Below are 18,861 nucleotides of genomic sequence, written 5' to 3' on the forward strand. Positions count from 1 at the left end.
CTCGCCTGCTTGGTGATCAGCAGATACGGCGGCAGCTGGAGCATCGGCCCGTCCGGCTCGAACACCAAATGCTTGAGCCCCTGCACCTCTGCATCGACGGGGCCGAACAGCTGCAAATAGAGCTTGCGGGCGCGGACCGCGTCGAACGGGTCGGTGATCGCCTTGTCGCCCTGGAAATAGACGATGCTGTCGCGGATCTTGGCGACATCGTCGGCCATTTGCCGCTTGGTGGGATCGAGCCGATAGGCGCGCGCCGTGTCGTGCGTCGCATAGATGGCGTACATCCGGTCGCCGATGACCATCATCTTGTAATAGCCCTCGCCGGGGCGAAGCGCGGCGCGAACTTCGGCGAGCTCGGTCTGTTGCGGCGCCAATACCTTGTACCGCGGATAGTCGGCGAGCTTGGCTTGCAACTGGGTCTGGTCGGCCTTCATCGAGTCGAGACTGGCCTTCGCCTGCGCAAGGTTGGTGAGGTCGCGGGCCGTCGGCGCCGGTTTGGTTGACAGACGGGCGATATCGGCTTCGGTGCGGACGATTTCGCGGGTGCGCGCGACCGCCAACCGGAACATCGTCGAGGCCTCGTCATTGCCTTCCGACATCTGGCGGGCAAGCACCGCCTGGGTCTGGGCGACGCCGGGGCGCTGCAAGGCCTGGCTAGCGCGGAACATGTTCGCCGCCGCATCGGCCGAACCATCGCGGGAAAGCAGCCCAAAATAGGGTGCCAGCAACTCGCGCAGGGCCGTGCCGCTGTCCGGGATGGTCGAGCTCTGGTCGACGACCTCGGCATAAAGGGTGCGTGCACCGGCCTCATCGCCCGAGCGCGCGAGGTAGCCCGCCTTGCGGGCCTTGGTCGCCAGCAACATCGGCGACTGCGGGAAGTTCTGCTGGAGAATGCCGATCGCCGTGTCGAAGGCGCCGATGGTCGAACCGTGGTCGCCGGAGGCTTCCGCGACCAGCGCTCGTTCGACGTCGATCTCGGCACTCAGCCATGCGGCCGATTGCAGCTTGCCTTCACGGACCTGCTGCAGCTTGCCGCGGGCCTGGCTGAGCAGGTTGCTAGCGTCCGCGAGACGGCCCTGCATACGGGCGGCGATTCCCGCGAGCTGGAGCGCCTGGGCATCGAGTACGGCCGCGCGCTCCGCTGGCCGCAATTCGTTGCCAAGGCCCGTGACCTGAGCGGCCGTGTTGGCGTCCTTGTTGATTTCGTCCGCCAGCGGGAGCGTGATGAGCCCGCCGCGCAGGGAATCCTGGTCATCTGAATCGATGACATCCGCAACGGCGGTCTTCAGTGCAGCCAATGCCCCATTGGCGTCGTGCTGGTTCAACTCATTGATGGCGCGATAATTGCGGAGCAGGCGCTGGATGACGCCATTGCCCTTCGGCGAGGCGCGCTCCGCGGCGGAGAGAAGCCGCTCGGCGGCGGCGAAATTGGCGAGGTTGGACTGTTGCAGGCCCTGGTTGGCCAGCGCCTCGGCGCGCGATGCGGCATCATTGCCCTCGCGGTCGGCGAGATTTTCGAAAAACTCAGCGGATTCAGCGAAGCGGCCGCCGTTGTTGCGTGCGTAAGCCTCGGTCCGGGCGGCTGACGGATCGAAGGCGCCGGCCTGCGTCCGGGCGAAAGCCGCCGCGTCGCTGACCTCGGTCGTCGCGACCTGGATCGAACCCTGCTGCATGCGGTCAGTAACCACCGACGCCAGCGCCAGGCGCAGCGCCGGGTCATAACCGGCGAGGCCTTCGACCATGTAATTGGTGCGGCCCCGAGACGCAGTGTAGCGTTTATAGTCGAGCTTGCTGACGTCATCGCGGCAATTGACGCCTGTGACATTGCCGACATTTTCGACGGTGGCCGCCGCCGGCGCAGTGCACGTGAGGGCGCCCGTCTTGATGATGCTTTGTTCGTTGGCAAGATCGATGGCGCGACGAACGGCAATGACGCTGCCGACGGCGCTCGCGGCGTCGCGGCAGGTCAGCACATAGGCGCGGTCGAAGACACCGGTCAGGCGGCGATCGGCCGAACGGATCTGCGCCGTGCACAGAACGCCGGCATCGCCCAGCCGGAAGCCGTTCATGGTCGAGAGAGGCTGCTCCGCCTTGCCGGAGGCGGCGCTGGCGGCGAGCAGGCTCGAGGCGAGAAGCGCCAGGCGCAGGCTATGTCCGAATACGCGGGTCATTGGCCATTGTCCTTCACGGGAGTGGGGCACTGCCCTTGCTCGCTCGCGTCGCAGTCGGCGTCGCTGCCGAGCAGTGCCGGGTTGCCGGTACCGGATACCGGATCATTGACGTCACCCGACGGGATCAGCGGCCGGGTGTCGAACAACGGCTGCGGCGGCACGATCGGGTTGGATGCGCCGTCATCACCTTCCTCATTGTCGTCGATATCCGGCTCGTTGCCGAACTCGCTGTCGCCGAGGGGGTTATTCGTGATGAGGTCGATCTGATTGTCGACCACGTTGGATGATGGCGGCGGCGCCGGCGGCCGGATGATGCATTCACCGGTCAGCGGGCAGCCGTTGATGGTGCTGTTCGACGTGAACGGCGTGATGTCGGTCTCTGGCGTGATCAATGCATCGCGGACGGCCACGCCAGTCAGCGTGCCCCCTTCGGTCACCAGCTGGCCGTTGACGATGAGGTTGATCGAACCTGCAGGTCCGGCGGTCTCGAAGTCTTCGTTGAGGAAGGCCTGGCGAACCAGGAAGCCGGCCGGCGCGCCATTCTGTCCGCTGGTGCCCATGTTCTGGATGAGCACGTCCTGCAAATTGTCGGACTCGATCCAGAGTGTGTCGGCACGCAGGACGCCTTCGGGTCGCTGGGTCGTCGCGGCCTTGTTCAGGTCGTCTTGGTAGTTGGTGTACGTCGGGTTGGCCGCCAACTTGTCGAGAATCGTACCTTCGGCAACGTGGATGCGGTCTGCGTAGAGACCGAGCTCGCCGCTCAGGCTGCTGCCGTTCGATGTAATTGAAATCGACCCTGTCCCCGCATCAAGCTCGAAGCGTGTCGCATAAAATTCCATGGACTGGCCGCTTGTGAAGTTCGGCGCATTGACATCGCCCACGACGCGGATGACGCCGCTCGGCGATTGAGTCTGCAGATTGCCGACCGCGAATACCAGGGCACCTGTCGGGCTGAGAATGGTGTGGCCGGTGGTCGCGTTGTTGACCGTGAGATCGCCCACCAGCATGTCCAGCGCCGCGCTTGCATCGCCGCGTCCGACGAGGGCCACGTTGCCGCCGGCAATCCGGCCGAACTCGGCATTGGACAGCGAGTAACCGCTTCCCGTGAAGCCGTCGCCGATCAGCATCTGCAGGGCGTTGCTCGACGCGATGGTCAGCGTGCCGTTCGCAATCATTTGACCCGTGCTGGTGATGTCGATGTTGTTGGACGTCAGCTGGGCGTCGTTGCCGACGTTCCACGCGCCGTTGATGGTCGCCGTGCCGCCGGCGCTCGCAGTCGCATTGGTTGCCGTCAGCGCCTGCGTCGTCAGGCCGGTGCCGGCGGCCGCGCGGAACGCGCCGGTCGTGACCGGACCGTTGATCGTGATCGACCCGCCGGTGGCAACCGGCGCAAGCGCGAGGACCGCATTCGCGTCGAAGAAGCCATCACCGTTGATCGTGCCGCCGTGCGCGAAGAACATGGAGTCGTCGGCCATATAGACCTGGGCGCCCGGCGCGTTCGGCGTGGTGATGGAGCCTGTGGTCGTGTTGCCGCCAACCAGAGTCATGATGAGCTGGTTGGAGTTCAGGTCGCCGGTAACGAGGTTGGCGCTGGTCGCAAAGCCCACCGGCCCCGGCCCGGAGGCGTTGCCGACGGTGAGGTTGCCGACCGCCCCGATCCCGATTGAGAAGTCGCCGTCGAGCGACAACCCGGCGATGAGGTTGCCGAGGTTGATCGTGCTGCCAGCTCCGCCGGAGATTTCATTGCCCGCGGTGACATTGCCGCCGATGATCGATTCGTCGGAGTCAAAGTCGATTGCCCCGCCGATGCCGGCATTGCCGAAGGCCATGTTGCCGGTCGAACTCAGGTCGGCATCATATCCGATGTCGAGATCGCCAAGCGTCATCGTTCCGCCGGCATCTGCATTGAGATAGCCGCCGGCATCGATGTCGTCGGTCAGCATGTTGCCACCCGAATAAAGCTCGACGAAGTCGAACGCATCGATGAGGCCGGTCGTCAAATTGCCGCCCGCATTGGCCCAGACGCCATCGATAGAGCTGATGTCGCCGGTCGAGATGTCGCCGCCCGCGTCGAGCGAGATGCTCGCGCCCGGGAAGGACAAGGTGTGTATGCCGTCGAAGGCGAACAACTGCAGGAATGCGGTCGTCAGGTCGCCGGTCGTGATGTCGTCGCCAGCGACGAGGTCGATGCTGCCGGCGAAGATGTCGCCGGTGCTGATGTCGTCGAATGCATCCAGGGCCACGGCACCGGAAGCGTCGATGTCGCCCGTGTTGATGTCGCCGCCAGTGCTCGTCATGTTGACCGAGAAGGCAAGAATATCGCCGGTCGTGATTGACCCGCCATTAGCCAGCACGAAGTCGCCAACGTCGAGGTCGCCGGTCGTAATTGCGCCACCGGCATCGAGCGAAATGCCACTGTCGGTGTTAAGCAGGCCGATCGTCAGATCCGTGCCCGCGGCCGCGGTGAAGCTTGCTGCGTTGACGTCGCCGACCGTGATGGAGCCGCCGGTCTTCTTCGGCGTCGCCGCGAAGATGTCTTCGACGTCCCCGCCATCGTTGCTCGGGATGGTGCCCCCTGCATCGGTATACATCGCATAGTCCGCGAGCAGGACCCGATCGCCGGCCGTGATGTCTCCCATGACGATATTGCCGTGCGCCAAGCCGAGCACGTCGTTGCCGGCATTGACGTCGCCGGTGTTAATGGTGCCGACCGAGATGAACGCGGCGCCATAAGCCGCGTCGACAGTGCCTACGTCGATCGATGTCCCTGAAATGAGGCCAAGCGAGAAGTTGTCGTTCTGCGGCTGCGGATTGACGAACCCAACCGAGATGTTGCCGTAGTGGATGGCGCCAAGCGCATCGGTGAAGAGAACGTTGCCGGTGGTCACGTCGCCGCCGGTAACGGACCCGAGCGCAGTGATGTCGGCCCCTCCTGCGGAATTGATGTCCGTGAGCGAAACCGAGCCGTCGCTGATGATCCGAATGGCGACCTGTCCGACCGATGCCGGACCTGCAACCAGATGGCCAACCGTGACATCGTCGCCTGCTTCGATGCGGATGTCGGAACCCGCGGTCAGATTGAGGGCATCGACGGTACCGCCGGCATCCATATGGATCGAATGATTCGTCGTCGCATCATTCATCGAGATCAGACCGGCGGCGGTCAGGTTGATGTCGCCATCGGCGTGTATGTCGCCATCGGTAACCGGGTCGTCGCCTGCGACCAGGAAGAGATCGTTCCCCGCGTCCAAGGTGACGGTGCCGAACGTCGAAGTCAGGTTTTCGAGACTGATGTTGCCCGTCGTCGTCTGGGCATAGATGTTTCCGCCGGTCGTGATGTCTTCGCCGTGGATCGCGCCATCGGCAATCAGCGTGACAAAGCTGTTCGCGGTCAGGTTGCCGACCTCGATCGATCCGCCTGTCGATTCCTCGTAAATGCTCGTGCCCGCGCCGATGTCGCCGGTGTCGATATTGCCTCCCGCGACCAGGGACACATAGGTGCCCGCCGAGAAGCCGCCCTGGATGCCGATCGAGCCGCCTGCCGTGAAATCAACGCCATTGTCGTCATGGATGCTGTCGAGCTCGATGAGGCCCGGCACGTTGACGAGGAAGGTGTTTGTCACATCCCAATTGGCATCGGCAACGAAGTCGCCGTCGCTGGTGATGTTGACCGTATCGGCCGAAATCAGGCCGCTGTTGGTCCAGGTGCGACCGTCATAAATGAAGTTGCCCGCGCCGAGCGTGAGCGTTTCGACATTGAAGGCTGCATTGTCGACGAAAACAGCAAGATTGCCGATGGTGTTGAAAGTGAAATTGTCGGCCGTAACGTTGCTGCCGGTGATCGAGATGAGGTCGTTGTTAGCGCCGCTGCCCAAGACGTCGGCGCCGACTTCGAAGTCGAGCGAGCCGATGGTGCCGGTGGCGTTGATGAATTGGACGAAATTGCCGCCCATGCTCGTGCCGACACCGTCGGCGGAGCCGAGGCCACCGGTCGCGCTGGCGCTTCCGTAGATCGTTCCGTTTGCCGCATTCAGCGTGCCATGCTGTGCCGGGAACTGGAAGCGCGGGCTGACGAGGACCGCGATGCCGCCGTCGCCGCCGACCAATGCGTCGCCGCCGATGCCGTCGCCATCGCCGCCATAACCGCCGTCGCCGCCAAAGGCGTCTGCGTACATGTCGGCTTCGCCGGTCAGGTTGACCGTAGAGCCGCGGACCAGCAGCGTGACCGATCCGCCCGTCGCGTCGCCGCCATTGCCGCCAACGCCATCCACTCCAAGGCTGCCCGAAAGGCCGGTGCCGCCGGCCGGAGTGCCAGGACCGCCGGTGCCGCCGGCGCCGGCCGATCCGCCAAAGCCGCCCGAACCGCCGCGACCACCATAAGCGCTCGCATCGGCCGTGACGTTCCCGAAGGTCGCGACGCCGAGGTTGCTACCGGTCGCTTCCGCAAATCCGCTGGACGTCCCGAAGTTGACCAGGCCGCCAATACCGGCGCCGCCGGTACCGCCCGTACCACCAGTCCCGCCGTTGCCGCCGGTCCCGCCGTTGCCGCCAGCCCCGGTGCTGCCGGTTCCGCCGGTTCCACCGGTGCCGCCAGTCCCGCCGTTGCCACCGGTCCCGCCCGAGCCGCCGTCGCCAGTCGCGGAAATATTCAGGCTATCGATGGTCAGCGAACCATTGCCGGCCGCCGCAAAGGCAAATGCAATTCCGCCCTGACCGATGCCGCCACTGCCGCCCGTACCGCCCGCGCCGCCGTTGCCGCCGGTACCGCCGTTGCCGCCCGTGAGGCCGTTGGTGCCCGGCAATCCGTCGAGGCCGCCCTGGCCGTCGAGGCCCACATCGCCGTCGCCGCCATAGCCGTCCGCGCTCACATAGGCGCTGGAATCAATTCCCTGAATCTTGACGGAGCTCGGGCCATCATCGCTGTTCGCTGCGAAGATGGACGCCCAGCCGCCGGTGCCGCCGCCGCCGTCGCCACCTGACCCGCCGGCAAAATAATAGCCCGCATCGCCGCCGTAGCCGTCCGATGAAACGCTGGCCCCACCGAGAATGATCGAGCCATGCTCGGCGACGATGTGCGCGCCATTCGTCCCGGTGCCCGTGTCGATGTTGTAGACGCCGCCGCCGGTGCCCTTGCCGCCGGTGTCGCCGTTGCCGCCGTAACCATCCGTGGCGACGCTCGCATAGCCGATGGTCACGGTCGCGCCGTTGGATGCGTAGACTTCGGCGTTCTTGCCGCGGCCGTCGCCGCCTATGCCGCCGGAACCGTCGACGCTGCCATCGCCACCGCTGCCGATGGCTGTTCCGTAAAGGCTGTTGTCGATGGTGATCGAGCCGGCATTGCCATAGACGCCCGCGCTGCCGCCGGTACCGTCGCCGCCGATGTTGCCGCTGCCGCCGAAGGACGAGAAGCTGCCGCCGTAACCGTCCGCACTGATGTAGGCGCTGCCGTCGATATTGAGTGAGACCGTGCCGGTCCCGAAGGTCAGGATTTCGATCGTTCCGCCGAAACCGTCGCCGCCGGTCGAAAGATCGCCGCTATAGCCGCCACCGCCGTAGCCGTCGGCCTCCAGGGTGACATCATTGTCGATATCCACCGATCCGCCATCATATGCCGCAAGCTGCGCAAATCCGCCCGTGCCCTTGCCGCCGACGCCGCCATCGGCAGGCAAGCCGCCATAGCCGCTCGCATAAGCGTAGATGTTTCCGGCCGAATTGAGTGATGCGCCCGTCCCGTTCGCAGTCACGTAGACTTGGCCGCCAAAACCGTCGCCGCCGCCGCCGCAGCTGAAGCATTCGCCGCCGCCGCCGGCCGTACCTTCGGCATTCAGGGTCGTATCGAATGCGATGTCGACCTTGGCATTGGTGCCGCTTGCGCTCAGGGTGATATCGCCACCCCGTCCGTCGCCGCCGTTGACGAGGCTTCCAAACGTGTCGCCGCCGAAGCCTTGAGCGTAGGCGTAGATATAGCTGTCGATCGTCAGGTGACCGCCGGCCTGGGCATTGATGGCGACGCTGCCACCGGTGCCGTCTCCCGACGTGGCGCCCGAAGTCTCGGTTGATCCGCCCTCACCATTCGCCCGGGCATATAGATAGCTGATGTCCAGGATGCCGCCATTCGCGCTGACGCTGATGCTGCCACCGTCTCCCGCGCCGCCATTTCCGCCGAATCCGTCGCCGCCAAAACCCTGTGCGTAAACATAGGCGTCACCGGGCAGATCGACGTTGCCGACGCCAGAACTGTTGATGCCGGCGCTGCCGCCGTTGCCGGCGCCACCGACCAGGCCGCTGCCGCCAAGGCCGTTGCCTGTGAGCGAGACCGATCCCGAAACATCGACTTCAGCCCCGGCGCTGTAGATACCGGCCGTTCCCCCCGTGCCGGTGCCGCCGGTCAACAGGTTCGAGCCCCCGCCAAATCCGACGGCGTGGAAGTCTGCTGCGCCGTTGATGATATAATGATGCGCGTTCGCGGACAGGAGGGCGTTCCCGCCCTGACCCGCTCCGCCGTTACCGCCGTCGGAGAAGCCGCCGGTCCCGTCCGCGGACAAGGAGACATTGCCGTTGAGGGTCATCAGGCCGCCACTGGTCGAGCCGCTGGATTGGACCAGGTATGCACCACCGCCAATGCCGCTGCCGGCGGTCGCCGTATCATGGCCGCCGCCTTGGCCGTCGCTGGCGACATTGGTCGTTCCGTTGACCGTCAGACCCCCGTTCTGGCCGACGTAGACATAAGCCTGGCCACCGTGCCCGGTTCCGGATACGCCAGCACCGGTCGCATTGCCGCCGGTCCCGCTCGCATTGACGTCGACGTTGCCGGTGATTGTCAGTGTCGAACTGTTGTCGCCATGAATCCAGACCGTGCCGCCGGTGCCGTTGCCGGCGTTGACGCCGGAGACGAGGCCGTTGCCGCCCGTACCCAGAGCAGTGACGTCGAGCGCGTGGAGGTTCATCGGCCCGCCATTGGCGTTGACGTTGATAAACCCACCGGTGCCGCTGCCAGCTGTGCCGCTGGAAGAATCCGCGCCGGTGACATTGGCGCTGAGATTCGTCGTGCCGGCAACCGTAAACGTTCCGCCGACTCCGGTCGAAAGCGAAATGTCGCTTGCGGTCAGGGACTGGCCGGCGGCGGCGGAGAGGTCGGTCGAAAGAACGAGATCGCCGCTAACGGTGAGCGACGCTCCCGCGCCAGATGCGTACATGCCAATGTCGCCGTCTGCGTGGACGGTCAGGTCATTGTTGAACAGCGTGGTTTGACCGGCGTTGGAGAAGATATTGGCGTTGCCGGTGGCCTCGCCGAAGACATTGTTGGTGAAATGCGCGCCGGAGGCCTGGAAGCTCGCGGTACCGCTGCCGTGACCGGCCGACTTCGACCCGATCACTCCGTCGACAACGTCGTTGCCCGCCGAAAGGATGATAACGCCATTGTCATCGACGGCCGTGTTGGCAAGCGTGAAGCCGAGATCGGCGCCGCTGCTGATGGCCATGGTCATGGCCTGGTTCTTCGGGACCGCAACCAAATAGATGCCCTGGCGATCGGTCGGTCCCGATGGCGTCGGCCCGGTGATGTCGCCGGAAACGTTGATGCCCTGGCTGTCGCCGCTGCCGACCGTCACCTGGATGTCGAACAGGCCGTCTGGCGAGAAATTGATCGTCGCTGCTTCGGCGGCGACCAGCGCCGCAGCGCCATTGGCCGTAATTGTGCCGGTATGGACGACGCGCGGCGCGATCAGCGCAACATAGCTGTTGCTGGGCGGCAGGGCGCCAATGCCGCTGTTGTTGACACTGATGCTGCCGTTCACGGTGATTGAGGCGTTCGAGTTGGGCGCCTGGCCGAAGGTGATCGTGCCGAAGCCGTTGTTACCTGCGCCGGCGAAGCTCGCGTTGCTGATTGGCAGCGCCGAAAGCCCCAGGGAGCCGACGCTGACAATGCTGGTTCCACCGAGCAGGAAGCCGCCCGGCGCATAGAAATAGACGGCGCCGCGCTGAGACGTGCCGACGCGCGCCTGGATCGTGCCATTCATCTCCACGACACGGGTGAGGCTGGCCGTATTGATGTTGTTGAGGACCGCGAAGTCGTTGCTCGCGGTGAAAAGCGCCGTCGTGCCGCTGTTCTGGAAGACGATGTTGCCGCCGGCCAGCGCATTGTCCGTTGGCGTCCAATTGATGACCGAATTGCCCGAATTCAGGGTGATCGTGGTCGTGCCGGCACCCGTCGCGATATTGGCGCTGCCGCCGCCGTTGACCGCAAACGTGCCGGTTCCGTTGAAACTCTGCGCCGCGGCGGGCGTGGCCCCGACTGCGAGCACGGTCGCAAGCGCGAGGACGGAGCAGCTTGGGCGGCTGCGGCGGCTGTTTCGGACGTTACGCATCATCGATCAGCTCCAGGGCAACAGACGGGTAGTGAACGTCAGCAGGAAACGGGGGCCGGGCTTGCGGCGCTCGTTGAGCAGGCCGGCTTCGTCGATCGGCACGGCGACGCTCATATCGAGCGCTGCGCGGTCGCTAAATTCGCCGCGGACACCCGCGCCAACGGATTTGAGGTGCCGGGGATCGTGCCAGTGAGCGCCTGGCTGGTCTTCGAGGAGCGCACCCTTGGTCCATGCCCAGGCAGCATCGCCGAAGGCATAAGGCTGTAGCGACAAAGGCATGCGCTGGAACGGAGACAGCCGCGGGCCGCGCAACTCGACGGCAACGCCGACGCCGCTGTCGCCGGTGATGATCGACGGCTCATAGCCCCGGCCGACGGTATAATTGCCAAGCGTGAACTGTTCGAACGACAGCAGCTTGTCGAACGCATATTGGGCGCGCGGGCTGACCGCGACCGCGAGCGAATTGAACAGGCCGACCTCGGCCGTGCCGTTGAACCGGACGACCATCGCGGTCGGATCCGCGTCGATCCTTGCCTGCGGCGTCGATCCATCAGAGCATCCGCTTTGCGGGCAGCTTTCGCTGGCATCGAACACGTCGATGCCGTGACGAAGCTCCAGCGTGCCAGCGACGCGCCACTTCGGCCGGCGCGAGCGGAGGTCGACGGCGTCGAAATCGGCCCGCGCCCAGATCACGCGCAGCCGGTCGCGGGCGATTGGGATGAGCAGGTTGGTGTTCTGGTTGACGAAATCGAAGCCGGCGCCGAGCGTCAGGTTCTTTTCCTGGGTCCGAATAAGCGGGTACGCCGCGCCGAGCGACGCGAACAATGTCTTGGACTTGAGGTTGTCCTCGACGTCGTCAAGCGCGGGCTGCGACCAGGCGTAGGTGAACTGGCCGCTGATCGTCAGGCCCTCGTTACCGGGCCGGAAGCTGTGGCTCGCCTGGAGGATCTGCTGCTCTTTGAAATCCGACGTCGAATAGATGGAGACGGTGGTTTCATCGCCAAGGCCGGTGAGGCCAAATGCCTGGGCGCGGAGCTGCCCGCCCCAGCGGCCGGTTTCCTTGGCCGCGAGGTTGGAGACCATCGCGTCGACCGCATAGGCGCGCCGGATGACGTTGACCTCGCCGATCATTTCGCCCGGCGCAGTGCCGGCGGGTTTGAGGACGAGCTGGACGTTGTAGCCGGGAAGGTCGCGGGCCAGCAGCAAATAGCGTTCTGCCCGGTTGCGATCGAAGATCTCGTCCTGGGTCAGCTTGCTCAGGTAACCGGCAAGCTTCGCCTCGGCGCCGCCGGTCTGGCCGCGGGCGCGGATAGTGGTGACGCGCGCGTAAAGCAGTTCGAGCCGGACCTGCCCATTCTCGATGCGTTGGGTCGGCACCTGGACGGCGGCGAGATAGCCCTTGTTCCGCAAATAGGTCGCGGCGCGGTCGCGGATTTCGCAGATGATGGAAACGGGCTGGTCTGTGCCGGCATATTCGGCCCAGGTCTGCCGCATCTCTTCGGGCGTCGCGCCCTTGAGGTTATGGAAGTCGACGTTGGAGATCGTCACCCGGACGTCGTTGAATTCGGGGTTGGCGAGCGGGCACGGTGAACGCTCGACTCCGCCGATGACGTTGAGCGTGGATTTGGCGGGAGGCGGCGCAAGCTGCGGCCGGGTCAGTTCCTCTCGAGTCGGCGCGACCGCCTGAGCCGCGACGGGAGTCTCCGCAAGGAGCCCGGCAGTCGCTGCCAGCGATCCCAGTACATAAACGCCAGCCCGAAGATCCATGCCGACAACCCCCTCGTCTCAGACACGGAAAAAGACCGACCCACCCCCAGCGACTCGGTCTTAGTCCCCTGTTAACTTTCGTGTAACCAGACTTAACCAGAGTCAATTGAATAGGTTGGAAAAATTGTCCTGCATCGGGTCATTTTTCCTTGAGCAACAAGCCTGTCCGCCTCACGGTCGGAACCCGTGCTCATCTCGAGCATGCAAAGTTAACGGCGCCGATAGCGCCTACCGAGGCCGTGGCTAGCGCGCCTCGAAGCCCGCCAGCACCTCGGCCAGCCAGCGCCCCGCCGTCAGCGCGCTGAGGTCGGTCGGGTCGAGCGGCGGGTCCCACTCCGTAAGGTCCATGACCCGCACTTTCGGCTCCGTCGCCAGCATGCGGACCGCCGCGAAGAAATCCTCGGCCCGCATGCCGCCCGGCCGTGCCCCCGGGGCGCCGGGAAATTGTGAACGGTCGATCACGTCGATGTCGCAGTCGACGACAATCGCGTCGCAATGGGCAACATGATCGAGCGCGTGGTCGATGGCTTGGTCGATACCTGCGTCACGGACCTCGCCGATCGTGACGACCAGATGTCCGCCCTCGACCGCGTCACGATGCATGTCAGCGGAATTGGCGAAGGGGGCGAGACCGATCTGGGCGATATTCCGGCCCGGTAGACCGTCCTCGATCAGGGCCCGGACCGGATTACCGTTGCCGAGGCCGCGGCTGAGATCGCGCATGTCGAAATGGGCATCGAGCGTAATCAACCCGACCTTGTTCAGCGGCAGTCCGAGGGCATGGACGCCCGGCCGGGTCACCGCATTGTTGCCGCCGATCAGCAGAGTCAGCCGATGCCGCTCCACGCTGGCCTTGCAGGCGGCCAAGATCGCGGGAGTCGCTTCCTCAATGCCGAGGCCGGCGACCGGCACGTCGCCATGGTCGGCGACCAACGTCTGTAGCTCGCGCAAGGTCTCGACGTCATAGCGCCCGATCCGCCGCAGAGTCGCCCGCAGCAGCCCCGGCGCTAGGTCGCACCGCCCGGGCGTCACCGATCCCATGTTGAGCGGGGCGCCGACCAGGCCGATTGGCGCATCGCTCGCCTTGTCGACGATGAGGTCGGAAAGGTTGGGCCAGCCGCTCATGGCTTTGACGCTAGCATCTGCCCCGCTTAATGCCAGCCGCCATGTGGGATCGCCTGTTCGTCGACTGCAATATCGCGACCATGGACGCGCGCGCCGGCGACCCGCTCGGCATCGTCACCAATGGCGCCATCGCCATCGAGGATGGCCGCATCCTGCGTGTCGGCAAGCGTACAGAACTGGCCGGATTCCGCGCAAAGGAAGTGGTGGCACTGGGCGGGGCATGGGTGACTCCGGGCCTGGTCGATTGTCACACGCACTTGGTTTTCGGTGGAACGCGCGCGGCTGAGCATGCCATGCGCCGGGCCGGCGCGACCTACGAGGAAATCGCCAAGGCGGGCGGCGGCATCGCCTCAACCGTCGCCGCGACGAAGAAGGCGTCCGACACTGAGTTGCTGGAACAGTCGCGCCGCCGCCTGCGGGCTCTGATGGCGGGCGGCTGCACCACGGTCGAAATCAAGTCCGGCTACGGCTTTGATACGGCCAGCGAACTGCGCTTGCTCGAAATCGCCCGAAAGCTCGGCGAGCAGGAAAAGGTGCGGATCGTTTCGACGCTCCTTGCTCTCCATGCCTTGCCGAAGGACGCGGACCGCGAGACCTTCGTCAAGGAAGCGACGGACAAGCTCATCCCCGAGGCCGCGCGCCGAAAGTTGGCCACCAGCGTCGACGCCTTTTGCGAGACCATCGCCTTCACGCCGGCCGAGGTCGAGCGCGCCTTCACCGCCGCCCGCGCCCACGGCCTCGGCGTTCGCCTTCACGCCGAGCAATTGTCGCACCAGAAAGGCGCCGAGATCGCTGCCAGGTATAAGGCGCTCTCGGCCGACCATCTCGAGCACCTCGACGCCGCGGGCGCCAAGGCGATGGCGCGCGCTGGCACCGTCGCCGTACTGCTGCCCGGGGCCTTCTACGCGCTCAACGAAATGACCAAGCCGCCGGTGCAGTTGCTGCGCGACGCCGGGGTGCCAATCGCGGTTGCTACGGATTGCAATCCGGGCACAGCGCCGCTTCTCAATCCGCAATTGGCGATGAACATGGCTTGCACCTTGTTCGGGCTGACGCCGGAGGAAGCGATTGCCGGCATGACGATCAACGCGGCTCGCGCTCTCGGCTTGGCGCACGAGGTTGGCAGCATCGCCGCCGGCAAGGCCGCCGACCTCTGCGTCTGGCGCATCGCCGAACTGGCGGAGCTCGGCTATTGGGTCGGCATGCCCGGCCCGGAACGCCGCATCTATGGGGGAATGGATTCCTAAGTGACCGATCGACGCGACAATTCACGCCATATCCGTGCCCGCCGCGGCAGCGACATCAAGGCGAAGCATTGGACGACCGAGGCCGCCGTCCGCATGCTGATGAACAACCTCGACGACGAGGTCGCCGAGGACCCGCAAAGCCTGGTCGTCTACGGCGGAATCGGCCGCGCGGCGCGCAATTGGGAGTCCTACGACCGGATCGTCGAGACGCTGGAGCGGCTGGAAGAAGACCAGACCCTGCTCGTCCAGTCGGGCAAGCCGGTCGGCGTCTTCCGCACGCACAAGGATGCGCCCCGCGTGCTCCTCGCCAACTCGAACCTCGTGCCCAAATGGGCGAACTGGGAAGTCTTCAACGACCTCGATCGCAAGGGGTTGATGATGTACGGCCAGATGACGGCCGGCAGCTGGATCTACATCGGTAGCCAGGGCATCGTCCAAGGAACGTACGAGACCTTCGCGGAGATGGGCCGCCAGCATTTCGATGGCGATCTCAGGGACAAGTGGATCCTGACTGCCGGCCTCGGTGGCATGGGCGGCGCGCAGCCGCTGGCGGCGGTCATGGCCGGCGCGCATTGCATCGCCGTCGAATGCCAGGAAAGCCGCATCGAGAAGCGGCTGGAGACGCGCTACGTCGACAAGCGCGCCACCAGCATCGACGAGGCGCTCGACATTATCAAGAACGCCACCGAGCCGACCAGCGTCGGCCTGCTCGGCAATGCCGCCGAAATCCTGCCGGAGATGGTTGCGCGGGGCATCCGCCCGGATGCGGTCACCGACCAGACCTCGGCGCATGATCCCGCCAACGGCTACTGCCCCGCAGGCTGGAGTGTCGCGAAGTGGCAGGAGATGCGTGAGAAGGACCCGGCCACCGTTGCTACCGCAGCGCGTCACTCGATGGCAAAGCACGTCGAGGCGATGCTCGCCTTCAAGGCGATGGGCATTCCGACCTTCGATTATGGCAACAACATCCGCCAGGAAGCCTATGACGACGGCGTCCTGAACGCCTTCGATTTCCCCGGCTTCGTTCCGGCCTATGTCCGCCCGCTCTTCTGCCGCGGCATCGGTCCGTTCCGCTGGGCGGCGCTGTCGGGCAACCCTGAGGACATTTACCGCACCGATCAGCGCGTCAAAGAGCTGATCACGGACGATGCGCACCTCCACCGCTGGCTGGACATGGCGCGCGAGCGCATCGCCTTCCAGGGCCTGCCGGCACGCATTTGCTGGGTCGGGCTCGGCCAGCGCCATCGCCTCGGCCTCGCGTTCAACGAGATGGTGAGGAACGGCGAAGTCTCGGCGCCGATCGTCATCGGCCGCGACCACCTGGACAGCGGCAGCGTCGCCTCGCCCAATCGCGAGACCGAAAGCATGATAGACGGCAGCGACGCCGTTTCCGACTGGCCGCTGCTCAATGCCCTCCTCAACACCGCCAGCGGCGCAACCTGGGTGTCGCTGCACCACGGCGGCGGCGTCGGCATGGGTTATTCACAGCATGCCGGCATGGTCATCGTCGCCGATGGCACGGACGATGCCGCGCGGCGGCTGGAGCGGGTGCTTTGGAACGACCCCGGCACTGGTGTCATGCGCCACGCCGATGCCGGCTACGACATCGCCGTCGACTGCGCGAAAGAACAGGGCTTGGATTTGCCGATGGTGACGACGTGAAACTGAATCCGGAGAGCATCGACCTCACCACATTGCGCCAGCTTTGGCAGGGCGCCGATGCGCGTCTCGATGACGCTGCGATGGGGCGCATTGCGGGCGCCGCCGACAGCGTTAGCCGCATCGTTGCCGGCGGCGAAACGGTCTATGGCGTGAACACGGGCTTTGGCCTGCTCGCCAACACGGCGATTCCGGCGGAACGCCTCGCCGAGCTTCAGACCAACCTCATCCTTTCGCATAGCGCCGGGATCGGCGACCCCCTGCCACGCCACGTCACACGGCTGATGATCGTCCTCAAGCTGCTCGGGCTCGGTCGGGGTTTCTCGGGCGTTCGGCCCTTGGTGATCGACGCGCTGCAGGCATTGCTCGACCGCGACGCAATGCCGGTCATCCCGAGCCAGGGGAGTGTCGGCGCTTCCGGCGATCTCGCACCGCTCGCGCACCTGATCTCGGCGCTAATGGGTTACGGCAAGATCGACCTTGCAGGCACCATCGTGCCGGCCAAGGACGCGCTGACGAAACTGGGAATGCAGCCACTTGAGCTCGGCCCGAAAGAAGGCCTTGCACTCATCAATGGCACGCAGGCTTCGACCGCCATCGCCCTCGATGCTTTGTTCGCCGCCGAGCGCGTCTTTGCTTCGGCCATCGCCGCCGGAGCCCTCTCCGTTGATGCCTTGAAAGGCAGCGCCAAGCCATTCGATCCGCGCATCTCCGCGCTGCGCGGCCAGCCCGGCCAGATTCGAGTCGCGGCCGTCATTGCCGAGTTGTTGGCGGGCAGCGAAATCCTCGACAGTCACGGCCGCTGCGGCAAAGTGCAGGATCCCTACAGCTTCCGCTGCCAGCCGCAGGTCATGGGCGCGTCGCTCGACCTCCTCGTCAATGCTGCGCGCACGTTGGTAATCGAGGCGGGCGCGGTGACCGACAATCCGATCGTCTTCCCCGACGAGGATTCGGCCATTTCGGGTGGCAATTTCCACGCGCAGCCGGTGGCGTTCGCCGCCGACACCATCGCCATTGCGTTGTGCGAGGTCGGCTCGATCTCGGAGCGGCGGACCAGCGTCCTGGTCGACCCGAAGATGAGCGGCCTGCCTGCCTTCCTGACCGACGATCCGGGCGTCAATTCGGGCCTGATGATCCCGCAGGTGACGGCCGCCGCATTGACCTCGGAAAACAAGAGCCTCGCCTTCCCGGCCAGCGTCGATTCCATCCCGACATCGGCGGGGCAGGAAGATCATGTGTCGATGGCGCCGATCGCCGCCCGCAAGGCCGGCCAGATCGCCCGCAACGCCGCCGGCATCATCGCCGTCGAGCTGATCACGGCAGCGCAGGGCATCGACCACCATGCGCCGCTGAAGACATCGGCAAAGCTGCGGAAGGTGCATGCGAAGATCCGCAACTCATCGCCGCATTTCGGCGCCGACCGCTATTGGGCGGATGAAATGACATTGCTGCAGTCGGCTGTGCTGGCCGGGGATTTCGGCACATTCGAAGCGGAAGGTCGCTAGGCCTGCGATACCTCAAGGCTTCCGGCAGGCAGCGGGCCGATCACATCTTTCGCGGGGACTTGGGGATCGAGCCAGTCGCGCCATTGGCTTCGGTTGAGCAGTGCGACCTGGCGCGTGTGATAGGGCGTAATGTCCGGGCCCGGCTCGGTCGTCAGCATCGTGAACGCTTCGCCGACTTGCGGATGCGTCCGCCACAGCCCCGCAATGCAGAACCAGGGCTCGTCCGCCTTGGTGAACAGCCAGCGGTCCTTGGGCCCCTTGCCGGCTGCCGGCGTCGTATATTCATAGAATCCGTCGGCGACGATCAGGCAGCGCCCTTGCGGGAATTCGCGGCCGTCCGAACGATAGTTGAAGACCGGCTTGCCGGTCGGGCCGGGCCAGCTCCAGCGGCGCTGCACTAGCTCTGGCGCGCCATCGTCGGCGGCACGGATGATGGTGCCCGTATCGGTGATGCAGATATCCGTCGCCTGCAGGTTCGGCCGGCCTTCGGGGAAGCGCAGCGGGATGCGGATGTCGGAGATTTCGGTGAAGCCGACGTCGATCTCACCCAGCGTAATGGCGCGGCGATAGCGGTTGCACATGGCGCCTGCACTAGCAGCTATTGCGGCAGCGGGTCGTCGTATTTGTTCCAATATTGCGTGTGGCAAAGGACGCCGGCGGCGCAGCCGGTGACCTTGAGCTGCCCTGGGCTGGTGAGCTGGATTTTTGCGGTGACGCGCATGTTGCGGTCCGGAACGAAGAGCTTCCCCTGCCAGCGGCCCGCCTTGGTCTCTTTAAGGTCGGTCAGCAATTGCGTTCCGATCAGCTGGCTGGTCGTCTTGGCGGCATCCTGCTTTGCCTTGTCGCTCGCCCAGGCAACGGTGCCGCAATAATTGCTGCCGCACGATGCGATCTCGATGATGCTGTTACCGCCGGGGCTCCGCCAGCGGCCCTCGATCTCTGCTGCTGCGAGCGGGGCGGACGAACTAAGCAAGGCGATCGCTCCAAGAACGCGCATACCGACTCCTACTGGAGCCGCCTT

9 protein-coding genes (1 of these 9 running past the window's edge) are annotated in these 18,861 nt (G+C 65.2%); 3 read left to right on the plus strand and 6 right to left on the minus strand.

Translation table 11 applies throughout. The features are described from left to right. The 4 genes from LZ536_RS08535 to LZ536_RS08550 form a co-directional block, all read right to left on the minus strand. Window positions 1-2,171, minus strand: partial view of a CHAT domain-containing protein gene (locus tag LZ536_RS08535; protein WP_249848092.1) — the 5' portion only. It extends 892 nt beyond the left edge of the window; only the first 2,171 of its 3,063 coding nucleotides appear in the window; its start codon is at window positions 2,169-2,171; its stop codon lies off the left edge, out of view. Continuing rightward, a complete protein-coding gene (locus tag LZ536_RS08540; protein ID WP_249848093.1) occupies window positions 2,168-10,540 on the minus strand; it encodes a beta strand repeat-containing protein in 8,373 nt (2,790 codons plus the stop codon). The genes LZ536_RS08535 and LZ536_RS08540 overlap by 4 nt, the downstream gene beginning before the upstream one ends. A 3-nt stretch (window positions 10,541-10,543) precedes the next feature. Continuing rightward, a complete protein-coding gene (locus LZ536_RS08545; protein ID WP_249848094.1) occupies window positions 10,544-12,304 on the minus strand; it encodes a ShlB/FhaC/HecB family hemolysin secretion/activation protein in 1,761 nt (586 codons plus the stop codon). A gap of 243 nt (window positions 12,305-12,547) precedes the next feature. Continuing rightward, on the minus strand, window positions 12,548-13,429 hold the full coding sequence (locus tag LZ536_RS08550; protein WP_249848095.1) for an arginase family protein: 882 nt from the start codon (window positions 13,427-13,429) through the stop codon (window positions 12,548-12,550). A 41-nt stretch (window positions 13,430-13,470) separates the two neighbouring features. Between LZ536_RS08550 and hutI the strand changes: the two genes are divergently transcribed. Genes hutI through hutH form a run of 3 tightly spaced genes read left to right on the plus strand, consistent with a single transcriptional unit; the run spans window position 13,471 to window position 17,840 of the window. Beyond that, window positions 13,471-14,676, plus strand: coding sequence for an imidazolonepropionase (gene hutI / locus LZ536_RS08555; protein WP_249848096.1), 1,206 nt, complete (start codon window positions 13,471-13,473; stop codon window positions 14,674-14,676). Continuing rightward, window positions 14,677-16,338 carry a urocanate hydratase gene (gene hutU / locus LZ536_RS08560; protein ID WP_249848098.1) on the plus strand — a complete coding sequence of 554 codons (1,662 nt, stop codon included), beginning with the start codon at window positions 14,677-14,679 and terminating at the stop codon, window positions 16,336-16,338. Beyond that, window positions 16,335-17,840: a histidine ammonia-lyase gene (gene hutH / locus LZ536_RS08565; protein ID WP_249848100.1), complete on the plus strand. Its 1,506-nt coding sequence runs from the start codon at window positions 16,335-16,337 to the stop codon at window positions 17,838-17,840. The genes hutU and hutH overlap by 4 nt, the downstream gene beginning before the upstream one ends. Here the strand turns inward: hutH and LZ536_RS08570 are convergent. Together LZ536_RS08570 and LZ536_RS08575 are read right to left on the minus strand one after the other, a co-directional pair. Continuing rightward, the gene (locus LZ536_RS08570) at window positions 17,837-18,421 is read right to left on the minus strand and encodes an SOS response-associated peptidase (protein ID WP_249848102.1); all 585 of its coding nucleotides are present in this window, start codon (window positions 18,419-18,421) and stop codon (window positions 17,837-17,839) included. The two genes, hutH and LZ536_RS08570, sit on opposite strands and share 4 nt — an antisense overlap. Window positions 18,422-18,438: 17 nt before the next feature. Next, window positions 18,439-18,837: a DUF2147 domain-containing protein gene (locus LZ536_RS08575; protein WP_249848104.1), complete on the minus strand. Its 399-nt coding sequence runs from the start codon at window positions 18,835-18,837 to the stop codon at window positions 18,439-18,441. Window positions 18,838-18,861: the final 24 nt, after the last annotated feature.

Origin of the sequence: Sphingomonas alba (assembly GCF_023516555.1) — a bacterium.
GTDB classification, from domain to species: domain Bacteria; phylum Pseudomonadota; class Alphaproteobacteria; order Sphingomonadales; family Sphingomonadaceae; genus Sphingomicrobium; species Sphingomicrobium album.